Origin of the sequence: Halorubrum sp. ARQ200, from assembly GCF_005435115.1 — an archaeon.
Taxonomy (GTDB): Archaea; Halobacteriota; Halobacteria; order Halobacteriales; family Haloferacaceae; genus Halorubrum; species Halorubrum tropicale.
In genome coordinates, this window is sequence record NZ_SGTZ01000001.1 from 404231 (window position 1) to 423266 (window position 19036).

The 19036-nt window shown below is 72.2% G+C and carries 20 protein-coding genes; 10 read left to right on the forward strand and 10 right to left on the reverse strand.

Annotated elements, in window-relative coordinates; all coding sequences use genetic code 11:
* Positions 1–71: 71 nt before the first annotated feature.
* Both EXE50_RS02135 and EXE50_RS02140 read left to right on the forward strand, forming a co-directional pair.
* On the forward strand, positions 72–1169 hold the full coding sequence (locus EXE50_RS02135) for a HEAT repeat domain-containing protein (protein WP_137704351.1): 1098 nt from the start codon (positions 72–74) through the stop codon (positions 1167–1169).
* A complete protein-coding gene (locus tag EXE50_RS02140; protein WP_137704235.1) occupies positions 1166–3199 on the forward strand; it encodes a glycosyltransferase family 2 protein in 2034 nt (677 codons plus the stop codon). The genes EXE50_RS02135 and EXE50_RS02140 overlap by 4 nt, the downstream gene beginning before the upstream one ends.
* On the opposite strand, the gene EXE50_RS02145 is transcribed toward EXE50_RS02140, so the two are convergent.
* Positions 3196–4359 (reverse strand): GAF domain-containing sensor histidine kinase, encoded by a 1164-nt coding sequence (locus EXE50_RS02145; protein WP_137704236.1) that lies wholly within the window; start codon positions 4357–4359, stop codon positions 3196–3198. The genes EXE50_RS02140 and EXE50_RS02145 overlap by 4 nt on opposite strands.
* Positions 4360–4477: 118 nt before the next feature.
* Between EXE50_RS02145 and EXE50_RS02150 the strand changes: the two genes are divergently transcribed.
* The gene (locus EXE50_RS02150; RefSeq protein WP_241982609.1) at positions 4478–6727 is read left to right on the forward strand and encodes a hypothetical protein; all 2250 of its coding nucleotides are present in this window, start codon (positions 4478–4480) and stop codon (positions 6725–6727) included.
* Positions 6728–6751: 24 nt separating this feature from the next.
* Here EXE50_RS02150 and glmU read toward each other — a convergent pair whose 3' ends face one another.
* Complete coding sequence (gene glmU / locus EXE50_RS02155; RefSeq protein WP_137704237.1) at positions 6752–7960, reverse strand: bifunctional sugar-1-phosphate nucleotidylyltransferase/acetyltransferase; 1209 nt, start codon at positions 7958–7960, stop codon at positions 6752–6754.
* Positions 7961–8102: 142 nt separating this feature from the next.
* Between glmU and EXE50_RS02160 the strand changes: the two genes are divergently transcribed.
* Both EXE50_RS02160 and EXE50_RS02165 read left to right on the forward strand, forming a co-directional pair.
* On the forward strand, positions 8103–8660 hold the full coding sequence (locus EXE50_RS02160; RefSeq protein ID WP_137704238.1) for a hypothetical protein: 558 nt from the start codon (positions 8103–8105) through the stop codon (positions 8658–8660).
* A gap of 15 nt (positions 8661–8675) precedes the next feature.
* The gene (locus EXE50_RS02165; RefSeq protein WP_137704239.1) at positions 8676–9131 is read left to right on the forward strand and encodes a hypothetical protein; all 456 of its coding nucleotides are present in this window, start codon (positions 8676–8678) and stop codon (positions 9129–9131) included.
* On the opposite strand, the gene glmM is transcribed toward EXE50_RS02165, so the two are convergent.
* The 4 genes from glmM to EXE50_RS02185 form a co-directional block, all read right to left on the reverse strand.
* On the reverse strand, positions 9128–10468 hold the full coding sequence (gene glmM / locus EXE50_RS02170; protein WP_137704240.1) for a phosphoglucosamine mutase: 1341 nt from the start codon (positions 10466–10468) through the stop codon (positions 9128–9130). The two genes, EXE50_RS02165 and glmM, sit on opposite strands and share 4 nt — an antisense overlap.
* 108 nt (positions 10469–10576) lie before the next feature.
* Positions 10577–10849, reverse strand: coding sequence for a hypothetical protein (locus EXE50_RS02175; RefSeq protein WP_137704241.1), 273 nt, complete (start codon positions 10847–10849; stop codon positions 10577–10579).
* Positions 10846–11229: a hypothetical protein gene (locus tag EXE50_RS02180; RefSeq protein WP_241982610.1), complete on the reverse strand. Its 384-nt coding sequence runs from the start codon at positions 11227–11229 to the stop codon at positions 10846–10848. Before EXE50_RS02180 ends, EXE50_RS02175 begins: the two co-directional genes overlap by 4 nt.
* Positions 11226–11582, reverse strand: coding sequence for a winged helix-turn-helix domain-containing protein (locus EXE50_RS02185; RefSeq protein WP_137704242.1), 357 nt, complete (start codon positions 11580–11582; stop codon positions 11226–11228). Before EXE50_RS02185 ends, EXE50_RS02180 begins: the two co-directional genes overlap by 4 nt.
* A 156-nt stretch (positions 11583–11738) precedes the next feature.
* On the opposite strand from EXE50_RS02185, the gene EXE50_RS02190 reads away from it, so the two are divergent.
* The 3 genes from EXE50_RS02190 (at position 11739) to EXE50_RS02200 (ending at position 14191) form a co-directional block, all read left to right on the forward strand.
* On the forward strand, positions 11739–12497 hold the full coding sequence (locus EXE50_RS02190; protein ID WP_137704243.1) for a sensor domain-containing protein: 759 nt from the start codon (positions 11739–11741) through the stop codon (positions 12495–12497).
* 121 nt (positions 12498–12618) lie between these two features.
* On the forward strand, positions 12619–13302 hold the full coding sequence (locus tag EXE50_RS02195; RefSeq protein ID WP_241982611.1) for a sensor domain-containing protein: 684 nt from the start codon (positions 12619–12621) through the stop codon (positions 13300–13302).
* Positions 13295–14191, forward strand: a complete 897-nt coding sequence (locus EXE50_RS02200; RefSeq protein ID WP_137704244.1) for a DUF4097 family beta strand repeat-containing protein — start codon at positions 13295–13297, stop codon at positions 14189–14191. The genes EXE50_RS02195 and EXE50_RS02200 overlap by 8 nt, the downstream gene beginning before the upstream one ends.
* Positions 14192–14487: 296 nt before the next feature.
* Here the strand turns inward: EXE50_RS02200 and EXE50_RS02205 are convergent, their stop codons facing one another.
* Entirely contained in the window at positions 14488–14847 is a 360-nt protein-coding gene (locus EXE50_RS02205) for a hypothetical protein (protein ID WP_137704245.1), read from the reverse strand.
* A gap of 132 nt (positions 14848–14979) precedes the next feature.
* Here EXE50_RS02205 and EXE50_RS02210 point away from each other — a divergent pair, with 132 nt between their 5' ends.
* Entirely contained in the window at positions 14980–15891 is a 912-nt protein-coding gene (locus EXE50_RS02210) for an NAD-dependent epimerase/dehydratase family protein (protein WP_137704246.1), read from the forward strand.
* Positions 15892–15918: 27 nt separating this feature from the next.
* On the opposite strand, the gene EXE50_RS02215 is transcribed toward EXE50_RS02210, so the two are convergent.
* Positions 15919–16128: a hypothetical protein gene (locus tag EXE50_RS02215; RefSeq protein ID WP_053772031.1), complete on the reverse strand. Its 210-nt coding sequence runs from the start codon at positions 16126–16128 to the stop codon at positions 15919–15921.
* Positions 16121–16384 carry a hypothetical protein gene (locus EXE50_RS02220; RefSeq protein WP_053772030.1) on the reverse strand — a complete coding sequence of 88 codons (264 nt, stop codon included), beginning with the start codon at positions 16382–16384 and terminating at the stop codon, positions 16121–16123. Before EXE50_RS02220 ends, EXE50_RS02215 begins: the two co-directional genes overlap by 8 nt.
* A gap of 125 nt (positions 16385–16509) precedes the next feature.
* Between EXE50_RS02220 and EXE50_RS02225 the strand changes: the two genes are divergently transcribed.
* The gene (locus tag EXE50_RS02225; protein ID WP_137704247.1) at positions 16510–17781 is read left to right on the forward strand and encodes a trans-acting enoyl reductase family protein; all 1272 of its coding nucleotides are present in this window, start codon (positions 16510–16512) and stop codon (positions 17779–17781) included.
* Between the two features lie 343 nt (positions 17782–18124).
* Here EXE50_RS02225 and EXE50_RS02235 read toward each other — a convergent pair whose 3' ends face one another.
* Entirely contained in the window at positions 18125–19030 is a 906-nt protein-coding gene (locus EXE50_RS02235) for a 4Fe-4S binding protein (protein WP_137704248.1), read from the reverse strand.
* Between the last annotated feature and the right edge of the window lie 6 nt (positions 19031–19036).

Sequence of the window (19036 nt, forward strand, 5' to 3'; positions counted from 1 at the left end):
TGGTCGCGGCGGCGGTCGTCACGATCGGCTATTCGGTCGTCGCGGCCCGTCGACGCCGGCGCCGCGACCCGCTGCGCGCCGCGCTCCGCGGCGAGCTGCTCGACCGGCTCTACGGGCGCGACGAGCCCGCGTGGGACGCGTGGGTCGCCGGCCTCTCGGCGGCCGAGCGCGACGAGCTGGAGTCGCTCCTCGACGTGTACCTCCGCGAGCTCGACGGCCGCGACGCCGAGCAACTGGCCGGGCTGGGCCGCGCGCTCGGGATCGACGAGCGGTCGCGCCGCGACATCGCGGCCGGCGGCTACTGGGACCGCAGCCACGCTCTCGTCTGGCTCGCGCTGTTGCGCGACGCCCCCGACCGCGACCTGCTCAGGACGCACTGTACCGAGACGCCGCGCGAGCGCGCCGCGGCCGCCCGGGTGCTGTACGCCGCCGGGACGGACGACCGAGCGACGACCGGCGTCGACCTCCTGCTCCGCGACGACCCCGCGCCGTTCTCGGTGTTCGGCGTCGACACGCTGTACCGCGTCGCCGAGGGCGACCCCAGCCCGTTCTTCGAGCGGGCGGCCGCCGACTTCGCGACGTGGCCGCCCGCGCTCCAGCGGCAGGCGCTGCTCGTCGTCCGTCACCTCACCACCGTGGTCGGCGGCGCCGACCTCTCGTGGGTCGTCGCGGCGCTGTCGAGCCCGGATTCGAGCGTGCGGGCGGCCGCGTGGCGGGCGCTCGGCGCCTACGGCTGGAACCGCCGGCTCCGCGACGCGGTCGCCCTCGACGCGATCCCCGACGAGCCGGCGCCGGCGGTCCGCGCCGACGCCTATCGCGCGCTCGGCGTGTGGGGCGACGCGACGGCGCTCGCGGCGATCGACGCCGCCGGCCCCGTCGACCCGGACCCGCGCGCGCAGGTCGCCGCGGCCGAGACGCTGGTCGCCCAGCGCGGTTCGGACGCCGCGCCCGCCGCGAGCGAGCCGCCGCAGCACTCCGTCGGCGCGGGGGCGGACAGACCGGCTGACGGGATCGCCGATCCCTCCGTTCCTGACCCGGAGCCGCCCGCGCCCGCCGTGCCGCCGTTCGACGTCGCGTGGGACTGGGCGGCCGAACACGCCCGCTTCGACCGGCTGGCGCGCGACATCTCTCGGGACCGCGAGCGGCTGTACGACGAGGTGCGCGGATGACGACGCTGGAGAGCCTCGGGACGACGCTCGTCGTCGGGTCGGGCGTGTTTATCGTCACCTACTACCTGCTGATCAACGCCGGCTACCTGCTGATCCACGTGCTCGCGCTGTTCCAACTGCGCGACAACGTCCGCGAGTCGGCGTGGAACCCGTCGTTCCGCGCGTTCGACAGCCCGTTTTACCCGGGCGTCGCGATGGTCGTGCCGGCGTACAACGAGGCCGCCAGCATCGTCGAGAGCGTGCGCTCAATGTTAGCGCTCAACTACCCCGACCAGGAGATCGTCGTCGTCAACGACGGCTCGTCGGACGCCACCCTCGACCGGCTCGAAGAGGCGTTCGGGTTACGCCCCGTCGACGCCGCGGTCCCCTACGACGTGCCCTCGGAGCCGATCCGCGAGGTGTACCGCTCGGCCACCCACGAGAACCTGCTGGTGGTCGACAAGGAGAACGGCGGCAAAAGCGACGCGCTCAACGCCGGCGTCTGGCTCACCGACCAGGAGCTGTTCTGCGCGGTCGACGCCGACACCGTGATCGACCGCGACGCGCTGTTGGACGTCGTCGCGCCGTTCCTCGAAGAGCCCGCCCGGACGGTCGCCAGCGGGGGGACCATCCGCGTGGCCAACGACTGCGTGATTCAGGACGGCCAGGTGAAAGAGACCAACCTCCCGAAGACCGGGCTCGCGGGGGTCCAGGTGATGGAGTACCTGCGGGCGTTCTACTCCGGGCGGCTCGGGCTCGCCCGGCTCAAGGGGCTGATCCTCATCTCCGGCGCGTTCGGCGTGTTCCGGACCGACCGCGTCCGCGAGATCGGCGGCTACCGCCACGACACGATCACGGAGGACTTCGACGTGGTCGTCCGGCTCCACGAACACCTCTCGGATCTCGACGTCGACTACCGGATCGAGTTCGTCCCCGAGCCCGTCGCGTGGACGGAGGTGCCGGAGTCGCTCCGGTCGCTGGGCCGCCAGCGGCGCCGCTGGTACCGCGGCATGTTGGAGACGGTGCTCGCCAGCCGCGGGCTCTTTTTCCGCCGGCGCTACGGCCGCGTCGGCACCGTTGTGCTCCCCTTCTTCACCGCCGCGGAGGCGATCGGTCCGCTCATCGAGGGGTTCGGCTACGTGCTGCTCCCGCTCGGCTGGTACCTCGGCATCCTCAACGTCGAGTTCTTCCTGGCGTTCCTGCTGCTCACCGTCGGCGTCGGGGTGTTTCTCTCGTGGTTCGGCGTGTTCAGCGAGGTGTGGAGCTACAACCGCTACGAGTCCCCGCGGGACGCGGTCAGGCTGCTCTGGTACGGCGTCTTGGAGAACTTCGGCTACCGCCAGTGGAAGACGGTCGTCGCCTGGCACGGCCTGATCGAGTTCCTCCGCGGCGAGCAGTCGTGGGGCGTCATGGAGCGGAAGGGGTTCGGCGACGCGGCGACGGACACCGCGGCGGCCGGCGGCGTCGGGGCGACGGCCGCAGCGGCCGTGGCCACCGACGACCCCGCGGATGCGGCTGACCGCGAGGACGCGGACGACCCCGAGGACGGGGACGACGGCGGCTTCGTCTGGGTGGACTGGCTCGCCGACGAGCCCGGGACCGACGGTCTCCGGTGGCTCGACCGCATCGCGAGCGACGGCCAGCCGGGAACGTTCGCGGCCGTCGCGGACCTGACCGTCGGCGTCGGCGACGGGGGGTTCGTCTGGACCACAGAGTTCGCCGAGGGCGTCGGCGACGGCGGCTTCGTCTGGGTGACCGACCCCGCGCTGGGCGCGGGCGACGGCGGCTACGTTCTCGTGGCGGCCGACGACGGGAGCGTGCGGCTCGCCGCGACGACGGACTTCTCGGCGGGGCTCGGCGACGGCGGCTTCGTCTGGACGACCGACCCGACCCTCGGCGCCGGCGACGGCGGCTTCGTGTGGACCCGCGACGCCGCGGCCGGCGCCGGCGACGAGGGGTTCGTCTGGGTGGTCGACGCGGCTGATGCGGTCGACGTGAAGGACGCGGCCGCTGCGGCCGATGCGAGCGACGCGGTCGGTCGGACGGATTAGTCGGTCCGTAGCGCCTCGTGGACCGGCTCCGCGGCGTTGACGTCGCTCACGGCGAATCGGGTCCCCTCGTCGCCGCTGTCGACGGCGAGGTCCCAGCCGTGGCCCGAAATCACGCGCTGGACCACGAGGAGGCCGAGCCCGAACGACTTGATGTTGTCCGCGTCGGCCGCAGTGAGCGCGTGCTCCACGTCGTCGGGGAGCCCCGGGCCGTCGTCGCTGACGGCGAAGCCGTGTGCGTCGCCGGTGACCGTCACCGCGACGTCCGGGCCGCCGTGTTCGACGCAGTTGCGGAACAGGTTCTCGAAGAGCCGGCGGAGGCGCATCTCGTCGGCGAGGACGGTCGTGCCCGGGGCGACCTCGACCGACAGCGTCGCGTTCCGCGTCCGCACCGTGTCCCACGCGTCCCGGACGACCCCGTCGAGGTCGACCCGCGTGCGCTCGCCGACGTCCGTCCCCTCCTTCGCCAGCATTAGACACTCGGCGATCATCGACTCCATGCGACCGAGCGCGCCTCGAACGCGGTCGAGGAACTCGGCCGCCTGCCCGCTCACCTGATCTTGGGCGAGTTCGAGAAATCCGATCGCCCCCGCCAGCGGGTTCCGGAGGTCGTGGGCGACGATGCCGGCGAACTCGTCGAGTCGCTCGTTCTGCTCGCGCAGCTCGGCGTAGTGTTTCTGCCGTTCGAGCTCGTTACTCACCCACTCCGCGAGCACCGCGACGAAGTCGCGCTCGGCGTCCGTGATCGGGTCGCCGCGCGGTTCCGCGTCGGAGAAACACAGCGTCCCGTACGTCTCGCCGTCGATGTCGACGGCGGCGCCCACGTAGCAGTGAAGGCCGGTCGTCTCCAGGGCGACGTCGTCGCGGTACTCGGTGTCGCGCGCGTCGGCGAACCCGACCGTCTCGCGGTCGTCGACGACGTGGCGACACCACGTGCCGTCGAGGTCGACGACGCCCCCCTGCGCGTAGGGGCCGCGCTGGATGTTCGTCTCGACCACCTCGTACCGGCCGTCGCCGGTGTACGAGAGCACGCCGTTGTCGACGCCGAGGTGCTCTCTCCCGACCTCGATCGCTTTCCGAATGCGCTCGTCGGTCGAGAGGTCGCTCGCGGTAAGCTGTAGCAGGCTCCTGAACGGGTCCCGCCGGATCGTGTTTGATGACATGCTGGGTAGGCTGTCCCTACCGGCGCTACGGAGCGACTTCTGATAAAAACGCGAGTTCCGCTCGCCCGTCGCGCCGTCCGAGAAGCAGGCTTAACCATCTCCCCCCGTACGTGCGGCTATGCGCAGACGCCGCTTTCTGGGTCGCGTCGGGGTGGCGGGAGCGGTCGGCACCGCCGGCTGCGGCCGCCGCGGCGACGTTGATGGGTCGGACGGCGACGGCCCCGGCGCGGACGAGAGTCCCTCCCGCCGCTTTCGCGTCGCCGACGACGGGTTCGAGGTCGCGGTCGACGGCGGCGGCTTCGCCCCGCTCGCGGTCCGCGGCGTGAACCTCGGGATGGCCAAGCCCGGGCGGTTCCCGGGCGAGGCGGCGATCACCCGCGCCGAGTACGACCGCTGGCTCGCGCTGATGGGCGAGTTGAACGTCAACGTCGTCCGCGTGTACACCGTCCACCCGCCGGCGTTCTACCGAGCGCTCGCGGCGTACAACCGCTCGCACGCCGACCCGATCTACGTCCTCCACGGCAACTGGATCGGCGAGGAGACGCTCCGCGAGGCCGGCGACGCGACGGCGCTGTCGGCCGCCTTCGACCGCTCGATGCGGCAGGTCGTCGACGCCGTCCACGGCGCGACGACGATCGACCCGGAGCCGGGGTACGCGAGCGGTACCTACGACGCCGACGTGAGCGACGCCGTCCTCGGCTACGTCGCCGGCATCGAGTGGCCGCCGGCGGTCGTCGCCGAGACGAATCGGGTGAACGCGCCGGGCGGCTACGACGGCGAGTTCCTCGCCGCGCCCGACGGCTCCCCCTTCGAGGCGTGGCTCGCGGCCCGCCTCGACGCCGCGGTCGCCTACGAGGCGCGCGCGTACGGCGCCCAACGGCCCGCGGCGTTCACCAACTGGGTGACGACCGACCCCCTCGACCACCCCTACGAGCCGTTCCCGAACGAGGACGCCGTCTCCGTCGACCCCGACGCCGTCGCCGCGACCGACGCCTACGACGCCGGGACGTTCGCCGCCTACCACGTCTACCCGTACTACCCCCCGCTGTTGAACGAGACGCCGGAGTACGTCGACTACGTCGACCACCGCGGCGAGCCGAACAGCTACGCGGGCTACCTGGCGGACCTCGTCGGCGCCACCGACCACCCGCTGCTCGTCGCGGAGTTCGGCGTCCCCGCCTCACGCGGGATCGCGCAGCGAGACGTTCACGGCCGAGATCAGGGGCGACTCACCGAGACCGAACAGGGCGATATCCTCGCCGCCATGTACGCGGACATCCGGGAGGCCGGGACCGCCGGCGGGGTCGTGTTCAGCTGGCACGACGAGTGGTTCAAGCGGACGTGGAACCTCGCCCCCTTCTCGGACCCGAACCGGCGGCCGTTCTGGTCGAACGTCCAGACGCCGGAACAGCGGTTCGGGCTGCTCGCCTTCGACCCGGCCGACGCGGTGCCGCTCGACGGGTCGCCTGAACCGTGGACGGACGCGACCGCCGCGACGCCCGTGCGCGAGCCCGTCCGACTCGGCGACGGCGCCGACGCGGCGCGCGAACTGACGGCGGTCCGCGTGACGAGCGACGCGGCGTACCTCAACGTCCGGCTCGAACTCGCGGGCCTCGACGGCGAGCCGGACTGGGACGCGACCAACTACCTCCTCGCGATCGGGAGCACCGACGCCGGGGCGCGGGCGCTCCCGTACGGCGCGGACGCGACGGCGTCAGCCGACTTCGTCGTCCGGCTCGGCGGCCCCGACGCCTCTCGGGTGACGGTCCATCCCCGGTACGACGCCTTCGCGTACGAGTACGGCGCCGAGGCCGGCCTCGACCTCGACCGCTACCGGAACCCCAAGCCCGGCGACTTCACCCCGCTCCGGCTGGTGATCAACCGCGGCTACACCGTCCCGGTGACGGACGAGTACGTCCCCTTCGAATCGGTGGAGACGGGGCGGCTGCGCTACGGGAACGGGAACCCCGAATCGCCCGACTACGACTCGCTCGCGGACGTCCACGTCGCCCCGTCGAACGACGCGATCGAGCTCCGGCTCCCCTGGGGGCTGCTCAACGTCGCCGACCCGAGCCGACGGCGACGCCTCGGTGACCTCTGGATCGACGGCCTCGACACCTACGAGCCGATCGAGTCGATCGACGTCGCGGCGGCCTCGTACGTCCCCGCGGACCGCGACGGGACGGCGCGGCCGCTCGACGCCGACACGAACCTCACGCACGCGGTCCCGGGCGCCGCGGACGGCGAGCTTTCTCCCCTCGAATTTGTCCCGCCGACCTGGGACCGCCCGGCGTCCACGGAGCGGCTCAAGGAGTCGGCCGACGCGGTCGCGGAGGTCTTCGAGCGGTACGCGCAGGGCGATGAATAAGCACGACCCCGTGTCGAGCCCGCGCTACTCCGAGCGTCGGTCGCGAGTTAACGCCTCGCCGGGGCCGGTCGTCTCGCCGGCGCCCAGCACGACGCCCGCGTTCAGCGCGGTGTTGATCCCCGTCTTCGCCTCGTCGCCGACGATCGCGCCCAGCTTGCGGCGCCCGGTGTCGACGCGGTCGCCCTTCACCGTCTGGCGGACGTTCTCGCCGTCGTGCCGCAGGTTGGCGACGTTCGTCCCCGCGCCGAAGTTGACTCCGCGGCCGAGCACCGAGTCGCCGACGTACGAGAGGTGGCCGACCGAGGCGTCGGCCATCAGCACCGAGTTCTTCACCTCGACCGAGTGGCCGACGTGGACCTCTGGCCCCACGACCGTCGCGCCGCGGACGTAGGCGTTCGGCCCCACGTCGGCGCCCTCGCGGATCAGCGCCGGCCCCTCGACGTAGGCGCCCGAGCGGACCCGCGCGCCCTCCTCGACGACGACCGGGCCGTGGAGGTGGACGTCCTCCTCGACGGTGCCGGAGATATCGGTCCCCTCGTCCAGTTCGGCGAGCGCTAGCTCGTTCGCCTCCAGTAACTCCCACGGCCGCCCCACGTCGAGCCAGGTGCCGTCGTACCGCGCCACGTCGATCCGGCGGCCGTCGCCGAGCAGGAGGTCGATCGTCGTCGTGATCTCGTACTCGCCGCGCTCGCTTTCGGGGGTGCGCTCGATGTACTCGAACACCTCCGGCTCGAACGCGTAGCAGCCGACGTTCGCGAGGTTCGTCGGCGGGTCGGCAGGCTTCTCGACGATGTCCGCGAGCGACCCGTCGTCCGCGGTCGAGAGCACGCCGTACGCCCGCGGGTCCGGGACCTCGGTGGCCGCGATCGCCGGCGCGCCCGCCTCGGCGAGCGCCCGCGGCAGCGACGCGTCCACGACCACGTCCCCGTTGAGCACGAGGAAGTCGTCGTCGACGACGGGTGCGGCCTGCGCCACGGCGTGGGCGGTACCCAGCGCCTCGGTCTGCTCGACGAAGTGGACCGGCCGGTCGCGGTACAACTCGCCGACTGCTTCGCGGATCGCGTCGCCGCGGTACCCCGTCACGACGACGAACTCGTCGACGACGTCGCGGGCCGTGTCGAACACCCGTTCGAGCAGCGAGCGGTCCCCGACCGGGAGGAGCGGTTTCGGGCGGCGGTCCGTCAGCGGTCGCATTCGGGTCCCACGGCCGGCCGCGAGCACGACTCCGTACATGAACGGGCCGACGGCGGGGCGGGGTTTAGCCGCTGTGGTCGGCTCGGTCGATGTGGCCGCCCGGATCGAACTCGGAGGCGCTAATCACGTGCGATATTTCTGCTACCAAAGATATATATCCTGTAAACCGCGACTGAACGGTATGTCGGACGACCCCACCGGCGACTCGTCGTCGGACGAGAGCGGCGAGGCCCGCCGTCGATGGAAACGCGACCGAACCACGTTTCAGCGAGTGTACGACGTGATGACCGGCGTGACCGAGCACGCGTCGGCGAGCGATATCGCCGAGCGCGCGGCCTGTTCGCCCGACGGCGCGCGAAACGCGCTCACCCAACTGGCTGAGATGGGGATCGTTGACCGGCGCGGGAGTCGTCCCGCCGAGTACCGACGCAACGAGTCGTACTTCGAGTGGAAGCGCGTCGAGACGCTGGCGGACGACCACACCGCCGCTGAACTCCGCGAGCGGCTGGACGACCTCCTCGCCGAGGACGCCGACCTCCAGGAGTCGTTCGGCGTTCCGGGCCCGGACACCGTCTCGGTCGCGCCGGTCGAAGGCGGTGACCACGCGGCGGTCCACGACCGGCTGGAATCGCTGTCCCGGTGGCGCACGGTGCGGCACGACATCAAACTCCTCCAGCGGGCCGTCTCACGGGCCGAGACGTGGGAGCGCGACGACACTGACCTCGGCGCGTCGGCCTAACGCACTCCGAGCCACATGGCGGACGATGACGACGACGCCGAGACCGCGGCGGACAGCGGTCGGCTTGACCGGACGACGATGGAAACGATCGGACGCCGGGCGGAGACGCACCCGCTGGTCGACTCCTGGCGGTTCGAGCCGGACCGGATCGCTCCCCGGTCGCTCGTGCTCTCGCTGGACGCGGCCGCGTATCCGCCCGCGGTCGACACTGCCCGGCTCGACGTCCACTGGTTCGTGACGGGCGACTACTACTTCCACTACGTCGAGCGGCGCGGCGCCGCTCGGGCTCAGTGTCGCTGGGACCGCCACCCGAAGACCGACGCGCCGAGGCGTCACTTCCACCCGCCGCCGGACGCGGGCAGCGCCGAGCCGTCACCCCTCGGTGACCACCACCTCGACGTCCTGTTTTCCGTTCTCGACTGGGTCACGGAGCGCGTCGAGCAACTCCACGACGAGTCGGAGCGTGCTTAGGCCGCGTCCTCCCCGGCCCGGTCGATGAGCTCGCGCGCCGTCTCGAACAGCGCGTCGGCGTCGGCCTCCTCGCGCGCCTCGGCCGTGATCCGCACCAGCGGCTCGGTGCCGCTCGCGCGCACGAGGAACCAGCCGGCCTCGGTCTCGACGCGGATCCCGTCCAGCGTCGACACGTCGTCGTACTCGGCGCCCGCAATCTCGCCGACGCGCTCGACGATCGCTCGTTTCGCGTCCGTCCGCACCGAGTCCCGTCGGATCGGGTAGTCGGGGAGGTCGTCGACGAGCGCCGCGAGCGACCCCTCGGCGCCGACGAGCGCGGTCAGGACGCAGGCCGCGAGCGGCCCGTCGGGACAGAGGGTCCGCTCGGGCCAGATCCACGCGCCGCTCGGCTCGCCGCCGAAGGCGACGCCCGGCTTCGCCGCCTCCGCGGCCACGTACGCGTCGCCGACGGGGGTGTAGGTCACCTCGGCGCCCACCTCGGCGAGCGCGTCCGCGACCAGCAGGCTCGTGTCCACCGGGACCGCCACGCGGTCGCCCGCCTCGGCCGCGCGGCGCCCGAACAGCGCGAGCAGCGCGTCGCCCGCGACGAAGCGCCCGCGCTCGTCGACCGCCATCATGCGGTCGGCGTCGCCGTCGTGGACGACCCCGAGGTCGGCGTCGGTCGCCGCGACGACCTCGCAGGCGGTCTCGCAGTTCGCCGCGGTCGGCTCGCTGGGCCGCCCCGGGAACCGGCCGTCGCGCTGGGCGTTGAGCGTCTCGACGTCGCAGCCGGCCGCGTGGAGCGCGTCGGCGGTGACGCGCCCGACGCCGTTGCCGAGGTCGACGACGACAGAGAGGTCGTCCGGGAGCGGGACGGTCTCGCGGAGCGCGCGCTCGTGGCGGCGCCGGGCGTCGCCGCCCGCGACCACGCCGCGCGCCTCGACCGCGCCGATCGCGTCGTGACCGGCGAACTCGAACGCCCTCGTCTCGACGATCTCGGCGATCCGGTCGTTGCGCTCCTCGCCGAACGCCCGCCTGTCGCTTCGCCACAGCTTGATCCCGTTGTCGGGCGCCGGGTTGTGCGACGCCGTGACGACGACGCCGGCGTCGGCCCCCTCGCGGGCGACGGCGCGAGCGACCGTGGGCGTCGCCTCGACGCCGACGTCGATCACGTCGGCCCCACACTCGGTGAGCCCCGCTGTGAGCGCCCGCGTGAGCATCCGCCCGCTGTCGCGGGCGTCGCGCCCGACCACGACCGTCGCCGCGCCGTCCGTCGCGAGCGCGCGCCCCACGTCGAGCGCGAGGGCGGCCGTGATCTCCTCGCCGACGGGACCGCGAACGCCGCTGGTTCCGAACATACCACGGGCATCGCCGGCCACCGCAAAGACGGTTCGGGACGGCCGCGACCGACGCGCGCATCCCCGAGGCGTCGCCGGTCGGTTCCGCCGGGAGAGGTCACGCCGGCGTCAGTCGGTCACCGACCCCGCGAGCGCCACGAGCCCGATCAGGTGCGCCACCGTGACGCCGAACACGGTCGCGGCGTCCGAGAGCCCGAACACCGGCGTCGCGCCGTACGCGATCACGTACGGGAGGACCGCGATACACGCGACGCCGACGGCCAACAGCAGCATCGTCCGGCTCCCGTTCCGGCGACCGCCGTCGTATGCCAGGTACGCGACGTACGTGCCGAGGCAGGCGGTCGCGACCCCGCCGGCGGTCGCGACGGCGGAGAGCGTCACCGGTGGACCACCCCGAGGACCAGCAGCAGCCCGCAGAGCTTGCTCGCGGTCACGACCACCGTGCGCTCGGTGGCGGTCACCCACGCGACGTTGCCGAAGGCCAAGCGGAGGAACATCGGTAGCGGGGCCAAAAGCAGCAGTCCGAGCGTGAGGAACAGCAGCGGGCGCCGCCGCGTGCGGAGGTACCCCCGCGCGAAGCGGTAGGTGACGAACACCGCGAGCAGCACCGAGAGGAAGAACGCGGCAATCGTGATCGCGGCGAGCCCCGCGTCGCCGCCGACCACGTCGACCTGTATCGGGAGATTCAGTCGCCCGAATACAGAGACACTCTGCTCCGTGACGGCCGCGAGCGCCGTCGGCGCAGCGCGCGTTCCGATCATCCCGAGAGTTCCTCGTAGAGCCGCGTCAGTCGGTCTGCGGCCGTCTCTTCGACGTAGTCCACGCTCACTTCGAACCCGCTCGCAGTCAGGTCCACCGAGACGCGGTTGAGCCGCGCGGCGTACACCTGCTGGGGGCCGCGGTCCGGGTCGACCTCCTGGACCGTCTCGACGAGGTCCTGTTCGCGGAGGCGTTCGAGGCGGCGGTAGACGGTCGCCTCGGAGGCGTCGCAGGCCTCGCTGAGCGCGCGCGCCGAGCGCGTCTCCTCGTAGGTCTCGATGAGGATCTGCCTAGCGTACTCGTCGTCGAGCAGCGAGTACACCTCCCGTTGGTCGACAGACGCCTCCGAGGCCATCCGGCTGAACGTCGCCGGCGGGAAACTTAATTTCCCCGGCGGCGGCGTCACGTCCGCTCCAAGCCAACGGGCCGATCGCGCGCCGCGGACAGACAGTTCGGGACGGTGACAGGACCGAAATTTAATACGACCGGTGGCAGACGGTCCAGACAGCAGATGGCCCTCTCCGACGCGCTCTCGGTCCCCGCAGCGAACAGCGGTGTCGCCCGAGCGGTGCTCTTGGCGCCGTTCCGGCCGCGGACCTACGCCGCCGCCGTGTACCTGGCCCTCGCGTTCCCGCTCGGTATCGCCTACTTCGTCGGCACGGTGGTCGGAATCTCGCTGGGGCTCGGCCTCTCCGTCCTCGTTGTCGGGGTGCCGATACTCGCCGCGACGCTCGGCGGCGTCGTGGCGGTGTCGATCGGGGAGCGCGCGCTCGCGGAGGCCCTCCTCGGCGCCGACATCACCCCACCGTCGTGGAATGTCCGCGAGGCGTCGGGCGTGACCGACGGCGCCGTGGCGGTCGTGACCGACCTGGCGGTGTGGGGCGCCGTCGCGTTCGTCCTCTCGAAGCTGGTCGTCGGCGTCGCCGGCTTCACGCTTCTCACGGTCCTCCTCAGCGTCGGCGGGTCGCTGCTGGCGACGCCGCTGTACTACGACGCCCCGGGCGCGTCGGTCGGGCTCATTCTCCCGGAGCCGATCCGGCGGGAGCTGTCGCTCGTCGTCCCGTGGGAGCAGTTCGAGGTCGGCGTCTCGTTCATCGTGCGGCTCACGTCGTGGGAGGTGTCGACGCTGCCGGGCGCGCTGGCGATGTCGCTCCTCGGCGTCCTGGCGTTCCTCGTCGGGCTCAACGTCCTCAACGCCGCCGGCTGGCTCTGCGCTCGGTGGGCAGAGCTAACCCTGGGGCAGGGCGCGCCGTCGATCGCGACGGACTGAGCCCGGAGGCGCCCTCACGGGCCGCAGAGAAGAAACTCGTACTTATATTTTGGGTAGCACTGCCGGCTCAGCAGCGCTCGATTCTTTATATCTGAACGGGGCGGCAAGCGGTAAGCGCACCATGAGTGACCACAGCCGGTCCCCGCGCTCGCTGGGCGAGGCGCTCACGCGCTTCGTCGGTGTGCCCTTCGACGGTCAGACGTATCGCAACTTAGCGTACCTCCTGCTGGCGTTCCCGCTGGGAATCGCCTACTTCACGGTCGTCACCACCGGCCTCTCGACCGGCCTCGGCCTGCTCGTCACGTTCGCGGGCGTCCCGGTCGTCATCCTGACGCTGCTCGTGACGCTCGGGATCGGGTCGTTCGAGCGCCGCCTCGCGGACTGGCTCCTCGACGTCGACGTCGACGCCGCCCCCGCCGAAGTCGAACTCGCGTTCGGGTCGGTCGAGGAGGCGCTCGGGACGACGAAGCGGATCGTCACGGCCCCGACCACCTGGACCGGCCTCGTGCTCGTCGGCCTCAAGTTCGTTTACGGCGTCGCCGCGTTCACCGCGCTCGTCACCGCGTTCGCGCTCTCGGCCACGCTGATCAGCATGCCCGTCTTCTACGACGCCGCCGGGGTGACGTACACGCTCGGACCCTACGTGGTCGAGACGCTGCGCGAGGCGGCCGCGGGCGCCGGCCTCGGCGTCCTCCTCGCGCTGGTGTCGCTCCACGTGCTCAACGGGGTCGCCAGGTTCGGCGGGTTCCTCACCGACGCGCTGCTCGGCGGCGCGGCGCGGACCGCGGAGGGCGCCGATGCCTGACGGGTCGCCCGACGGCGCGTCGGCCACGCGCCGGGGCCTGCTCGGCGCCGTCGGCGTCGGTCTCGGAACCGCCCTGGCCGGCTGCGCCGGCGTCGTCGATGTCGATCGACGGACGGAGACGAAGCGACGGACCGTCGACCCCGCGGCGGTCTCGACGCTGGCCGTGACCGACGTTGCCGGCGACGTCTCGTTCAGCGCCGAGCCCCGCGACGACATCGAGGTCGTCGCCCGCAAGCGCGCCGTCGGCGGCGTCTCGCTCGACGAGTTCGAGGTGACAGCCCGGGTGACCGGTGACCGACTTGAGGTGACCACCGACGAACCGCGCATCGTCGGGCTCGGCGGCGGGGGCGTCGACGTCGAGGTCACCGCGCCGCCGGACGTCGACGTCGATAGGCTCCGGTCCGCCGACGGCGACGTCCACGCGGCGTCCGTTCCCGACGGTGCGGCGCTGGTCGCGGTCGACGGCGACGTGTCGGTGACGGACGCCCGGGGCGCCGTGCGCCTCGAGTCCCGTGACGGCGACGTCCGCGTCGACGGTGCCGCCGGGGCCGTCACGGCGACGACCACGGACGGCGCGGTCCGCGTCCGTGACCCCGAGCGCGTCGAGACGCTCCGGACCCGCGACGGCGACGTCGTCGCCGACGTCCCCGCGGTCGCGGCGGACGCGACGGTCGAATCGTCGGACGGCGACCTGCTGCTCCGGCTCGGTGACGACCTCGAGGCGGCGCTCACCGCTCGCACGTACGACGGTGACTTCGCACTCTCGGGAGGCGGCCCCGGGTTCCGCGTCCGCGAGCGCACCGAGACCCGACTGCGAGCGTCCGTCAACGGCGGCGACGGCGCGCTGACGGCGCGGACCAACGACGGCGACATCACGATCCGAGCGTAAGCGCCCCGGACCGTCCCCGCTGACGCCGCGTTTCCGCCCGGACCCGCCTCGCTTTTCGGCCCGCCTCGCTTTTCGGCCCTCCTCGCTCAACCCGGACCGCTGAAACCACGCCCGTCACCGCCCCCAGGGGCCTCCGCGCCTCGTCCTCCCGTCGAGCGCCCACCGGCGCGAAACGAGGCGTCGATCGGCACAGGTTCGGAGACGGACCAGTCGAGTGCGCCGCCCCCGACCGGTCGGTATCGATCGTGGGCCACTACGAGCCGGTGGCGCCGGTGCGCTGGCCCCACGAGGCCCGCCTACAGCCGGTCGAGCGCCTCGTCGAGGTCGAACTGCTCCGTCGTCTCCTCGAACGACTCCCCGTCGCCGCGCGCCTCGGTCTCGTCGTCGGTCTCGCCTTCCGCGGGCGCGGGGCGGACGCTGACGAGGGCGTCGTCGACCGCGTCCGTCGTCACCGTCGCCGCGAACCGCTCGCGCTCGCTCGCGGGGCCCTCGAACGGTTCGATCCGATCGACGCCGTCGACAGCGCACTCGACCGCGAGGCAGACCGCCGCGCGGAGGCGGTCGACGGTTCCCCACCCGGCCGGCGGGACCCGCGGGAGGTCCCGCTCGCGGAGGCGCCACGTCTCGATCACCAGTTCCGCCTCGCGGGTCGACATCTCTGATCCCCCTTCCGGCGCCGCGAGCAAGTCGCTTTCGCCGCGTGCGGAGCCGCAAGTCCGCCCGCCCTCCCCCGCGGTCATCCTCGCGAAACCGAAGCGCTGAACCGTCGGCTCTGAGGACACTCGTTCATGAAGGACAAACGAGTCCTCGTCACGGGCGGGGCCGGGTTCATCGGCTCGAACCTCGCGAACCGCCTCGCCGCCGACAACGACGTGATCGCGGTCGACGACACCTACCTCGGCACGCCCGAGAACCTCGACGACGCCGTCGAGTTCGTCGAGGCCTCCGTCGTCGACGGCGAGTTCCCGGTCGACGTCGACGTCGTCTTCCACCTCGCCGCGCTCTCCTCGCGGAACATGCACGAGAGCGACCCCCAGCGCGGCTGCCGCGTCAACGTCGAGGGGTTCGTCAACACGGTCGAACGCGCTCGAAAGGAGGGCTGTGACACCGTCGTCTACGCCTCGACCTCCTCGATCTACGGGAGCCGCACCGAGCCCTCGCCGGTCGACATGGACGTGGAGGCGCGCACCGCCTACGAGGCCTCGAAGCTCGCGCGCGAGCGCTACGCCGAGTACTACGCCAACCACCACGACATGGCGATGGCCGGGTTGCGGTTCTTCTCGGTGTACCAGGGCTTCGGCGGCAACGAGGAGCACAAAGGCGAGTACGCGAACACGGTCGCGCAGTTCGCCGACGCGATCGCCTCGGGCGAGCCACCCGAGCTGTTCGGCGACGGCACGCAGACCCGCGACTTCACGCACGTCTCGGACGTGGCCCGCGCGTGCGAGCTGGCGGCCGACAACGGGCTCACCGGCGTGTACAACGTCGGCACCCAGGAGGCGTACTCGTTCAACGAGATGGTCGCGATGATCAACGACGCGCTCGGCACCGACGTCGACCCCGAGTACATCGAGTGTCCGTTCGACGGCTACGTCCACGACACGATGGCGGACTACTCGCAGTTCCACGAAGCGACCGGCTGGGAGCCCGAAATTAGCTTCGAGGAGGGCGTCGAACTCGTCTGCGAACCGTACCAGTAGTTTCGAACGGGGAGAAGACGGCGGCGGTCAGGACGCGTCGACCGCGCTGCCGGCAGCGACGAGGAAGCCGATGATGGCGGTGATCAGCCCCACCATCCCGATGGCGACGGCGCCGATCTGGAACGCGTCACCGGACAGTCGCTGCGCTGTGAGGAACAGGAAGACGGTCGTGACGAAGCCGACGAGCGCCAGGATCCGCCCGAAGCGGGCGGTGTCGATCCCGGGTTCGCTAGACACGGTTTAGGATCTCCTTGAGGACGCCCTGGTACTCGTCGTCTGTCGCGGCGTTGCCGAGCGAGTGGATCGACTGCGAGATCCACAGCCCCGCCGTGAAGTTGATGAACGCCGCCATCGAGACGGTACCGACCTGTCCCTCGACGAACAGCCCCGTGTACACCGCCCCGATGAACCCCAACACCATCAGGCTGTGCGTGACGAGCGAGCGGGTACCGAAGTCGGCGAGCTGTAGTGACAACCGAGTGCCAACGGCCATATCACTGTGTACGGCCCCGGCGTTAAAGAGGTAGCGCGTGTCGGGACCTCGTGACGCCACGATCGCCGGCGGTCGCCACGCGGTACCGCACCAGTTTAGCGACGCGGCCCCCTAGCCCCTCTCGAATGACTGACGCCGAGCCGACGCACGACGTCGTGGTGTGGGGCGCGACCGGGGTCGCCGGGCGGTTCACGGCCGAGTACCTCGCCGAGCGGTACGGTCCCGACGAGCTCTCGCTGGCCGTCGGCGGCCGGGACCGAGCGAGGCTCGACGCGGTCGCCGACGACCTCGCCTGTCGCAGCGACGCGCGGGACGACGTGGCCGTCGTCGTGGGCGACGCCACCGACCCCGAGAGCCTGCGCGCGGTCGCCCGAGACGCGGAGGTGGTGTGTACGACGGTCGGCCCGTACACCCGGCTGGGGACGCCGTTGGTCGAGGCCTGCGTCGAGACCGGCACGGACTACTGCGACCTCACCGGCGAGGTGAACTGGGTGCGCGAGACCGTGGACCGCTTCCACGAGGCGGCGGTCGACGCCGACACCAGGATCGTCCACAGCTGCGGGTTCGACTCGGTCCCGGCGGACCTCGGCACCCTGCTCGCGCAGTCGTGCGCGCGAGAGGCGCACGGCGCGCCCTGCGAGACGGTCCGGATCTACCTCGACGGCGGCAGCGGGAGCGTCAGCGGCGGCACGCTCGCGAGCGCGGGCGAGCTGTTCGAGGCGGCCGCGACCGACCCGCTCGCGCGGGAGACGCTCCGGAACCCCTACTCGCTCGCGCCGCGCGGCGAGCGGAGCGGCGTCGACCCGGGCGCACAGCGGTGGCCGCGGCGGGACGCGCTTCGCGGCGAGTGGACGGCGCCGTCGCCGATGGCCGCGGTGAACGAGCGGGTGGTGCGCCGGAGCAACGCGCTCCTCGGGTACCCGTGGGGGCGCGAGTTCCGGTGTTCGGAGGTGGTCCCGACCGGCGAAGGGGTGCGGGGCGCGGCGACCGCGGGCGCCGTCGCCGGCGGGCTCGGCCTGTTCACGGCCGCGATGTCGGTCGGGCCGCTGCGCTCAGCGCTCCGGCGGCACGTCTTCCCAGACCCGGGCGAGGGGCCAACGCGGGAGGAGGCCGAGGCGGGCCACTTCCGGATCCGCGTCCTCGGACGCGGGACGGCGTCGGACGGTCCCTTCACTGTGGAGGCCGAGTTCGGCGCCGACCGCGACCCGGGGTACGGCGCCACAGCGCGGATGCTCGGCGAGTCGGCCGCCTGTCTGGCGCGCGGCGACGTCGACTCGCCCTTCGACGGCGGCGTGTTGACCCCGGCGTCGGGGATCGGTCGCCCGCTCGCGGACCGGCTGCGCGAGGGCGAGTTCACGGTCTCGGTCGACCCGGCCGGACCGACCGTCGGCGAGTGAGCCGCTCAGGCCGACCGCGAGTCCCGCTTCTTGTAGTCGGTGGAGTCGGCGCCGCGGAGCTCTTCGAGTAAGTGGTGGCCGCGCGAGCGCCCTCGCCCACGGAGGTCGCGATCCGCCGGCGGCCGCCGGTGACGTCGCTCGCGGCGTACACCCGGTCGACCGGCGTCGACTGGTCGAGGTCGGTGACGAAGTCCTCGCCCTCGACGGGCACGCCGAGCGTCCCCGCGAGGTCGGTGTAGATGACCGCGGCGGGGTTGTCGCGGTGGCAGTAGGCGTAACACTACGCAGGTGTGTTGTGTATTTCGGACACGTGACGGCCCGTGAGACGAGGGCTCGCGGTCGGCTACTCCTCGTCGAGCGACAGCGCGTCCGTCGGGCACTCCTCGACGCAGGCGGCACACTGGAGACAGTCGGCGTGGTCCACGACGCCGTCGACCTTGCGGGTCGACCCCTCGAGACCGCCCGGCGAGAACACGTTCCCGTGGTCCGTGACCTCGCCGTCGGCGTACTGTCCCGGACGGATCTCCTGTCGGCAGACCGTCCCGCAGCGGCCGCAGCTCACGCAGGCGTCCGCGTCGACCTCGACGCGCGGTGCCGGATCGCGACCGAGCCCCTCCGCGACGCGGTGGACGGCGTGCGAGAGCGTCCCGGCCGGGCAGATCTGACACCAGGCCCGCTGGTGGTACACGACGCCGAGAACCACCGCGACGAGCGTGCTGACGCCGAGCATCGTGAGGAAGGGCACGCCGAGCGACCCGCCCTGCCGCCACGCGGCGTACAGTCCCGTCCCCAAGAGTCCGGCCGCGGTCAGGCCCACGGCCGCGCGGGTCAGCGGATGCTTGAACCAGTCCGGCGTCCGCTTTCCACGGCTGAACAGGCGGACGTAGCCGTCGAGCAGGCCGCCGCGCGGACAGAAGTGATTACAGTAGAACCGGCCGCGAACGGCGCCGACTCCGACCGCCGCGGCGGCGCAGCCGACGACGCCGACCCCTGCGACGAGCGGGTACCAGATCGCCGCCGCCAGCAGCCCGACGAAGGCGACGCCGAGGTAGCGCTGCGCGCGTCGCCGTCGTTCGATCGAGCCGTCGTCGACCGGCCGGCGACGGATCGCGTCCAGCCCCCGCTTGTCGAACCACGGGTCCCCGTCGCGTACCCGACGGAACGCCTCGACGAGTCGCTTCGTCCGGTCGCCGGTCGCCGCCGACCGCGCTCGATCCACGAGTTCGCTCGCTCGGGTTCGCAGGCTCATCTTCGA

Coding starts and splice junctions, on each gene's coding strand:
- EXE50_RS02200 (WP_137704244.1), top strand. CDS start 13,295: ATGCCTGACGGGTCGCCCGACGGCGCGTCGGCCACGCGCCGGGGCCTG.
- EXE50_RS02205 (WP_137704245.1), bottom strand. CDS start 14,847: ATGTCGACCCGCGAGGCGGAACTGGTGATCGAGACGTGGCGCCTCCGC.
- EXE50_RS02195 (WP_241982611.1), top strand. CDS start 12,619: ATGAGTGACCACAGCCGGTCCCCGCGCTCGCTGGGCGAGGCGCTCACG.
- EXE50_RS02180 (WP_241982610.1), bottom strand. CDS start 11,229: ATGATCGGAACGCGCGCTGCGCCGACGGCGCTCGCGGCCGTCACGGAG.
- glmM (WP_137704240.1), bottom strand. CDS start 10,468: ATGTTCGGAACCAGCGGCGTTCGCGGTCCCGTCGGCGAGGAGATCACG.
- EXE50_RS02150 (WP_241982609.1), top strand. CDS start 4,478: ATGCGCAGACGCCGCTTTCTGGGTCGCGTCGGGGTGGCGGGAGCGGTC.
- EXE50_RS02225 (WP_137704247.1), top strand. CDS start 16,510: ATGACTGACGCCGAGCCGACGCACGACGTCGTGGTGTGGGGCGCGACC.
- EXE50_RS02235 (WP_137704248.1), bottom strand. CDS start 19,030: ATGAGCCTGCGAACCCGAGCGAGCGAACTCGTGGATCGAGCGCGGTCG.
- EXE50_RS02190 (WP_137704243.1), top strand. CDS start 11,739: ATGGCCCTCTCCGACGCGCTCTCGGTCCCCGCAGCGAACAGCGGTGTC.
- glmU (WP_137704237.1), bottom strand. CDS start 7,960: ATGTACGGAGTCGTGCTCGCGGCCGGCCGTGGGACCCGAATGCGACCG.
- EXE50_RS02140 (WP_137704235.1), top strand. CDS start 1,166: ATGACGACGCTGGAGAGCCTCGGGACGACGCTCGTCGTCGGGTCGGGC.
- EXE50_RS02185 (WP_137704242.1), bottom strand. CDS start 11,582: ATGGCCTCGGAGGCGTCTGTCGACCAACGGGAGGTGTACTCGCTGCTC.
- EXE50_RS02210 (WP_137704246.1), top strand. CDS start 14,980: ATGAAGGACAAACGAGTCCTCGTCACGGGCGGGGCCGGGTTCATCGGC.
- EXE50_RS02145 (WP_137704236.1), bottom strand. CDS start 4,359: ATGTCATCAAACACGATCCGGCGGGACCCGTTCAGGAGCCTGCTACAG.
- EXE50_RS02160 (WP_137704238.1), top strand. CDS start 8,103: ATGTCGGACGACCCCACCGGCGACTCGTCGTCGGACGAGAGCGGCGAG.
- EXE50_RS02165 (WP_137704239.1), top strand. CDS start 8,676: ATGGCGGACGATGACGACGACGCCGAGACCGCGGCGGACAGCGGTCGG.
- EXE50_RS02220 (WP_053772030.1), bottom strand. CDS start 16,384: ATGGCCGTTGGCACTCGGTTGTCACTACAGCTCGCCGACTTCGGTACC.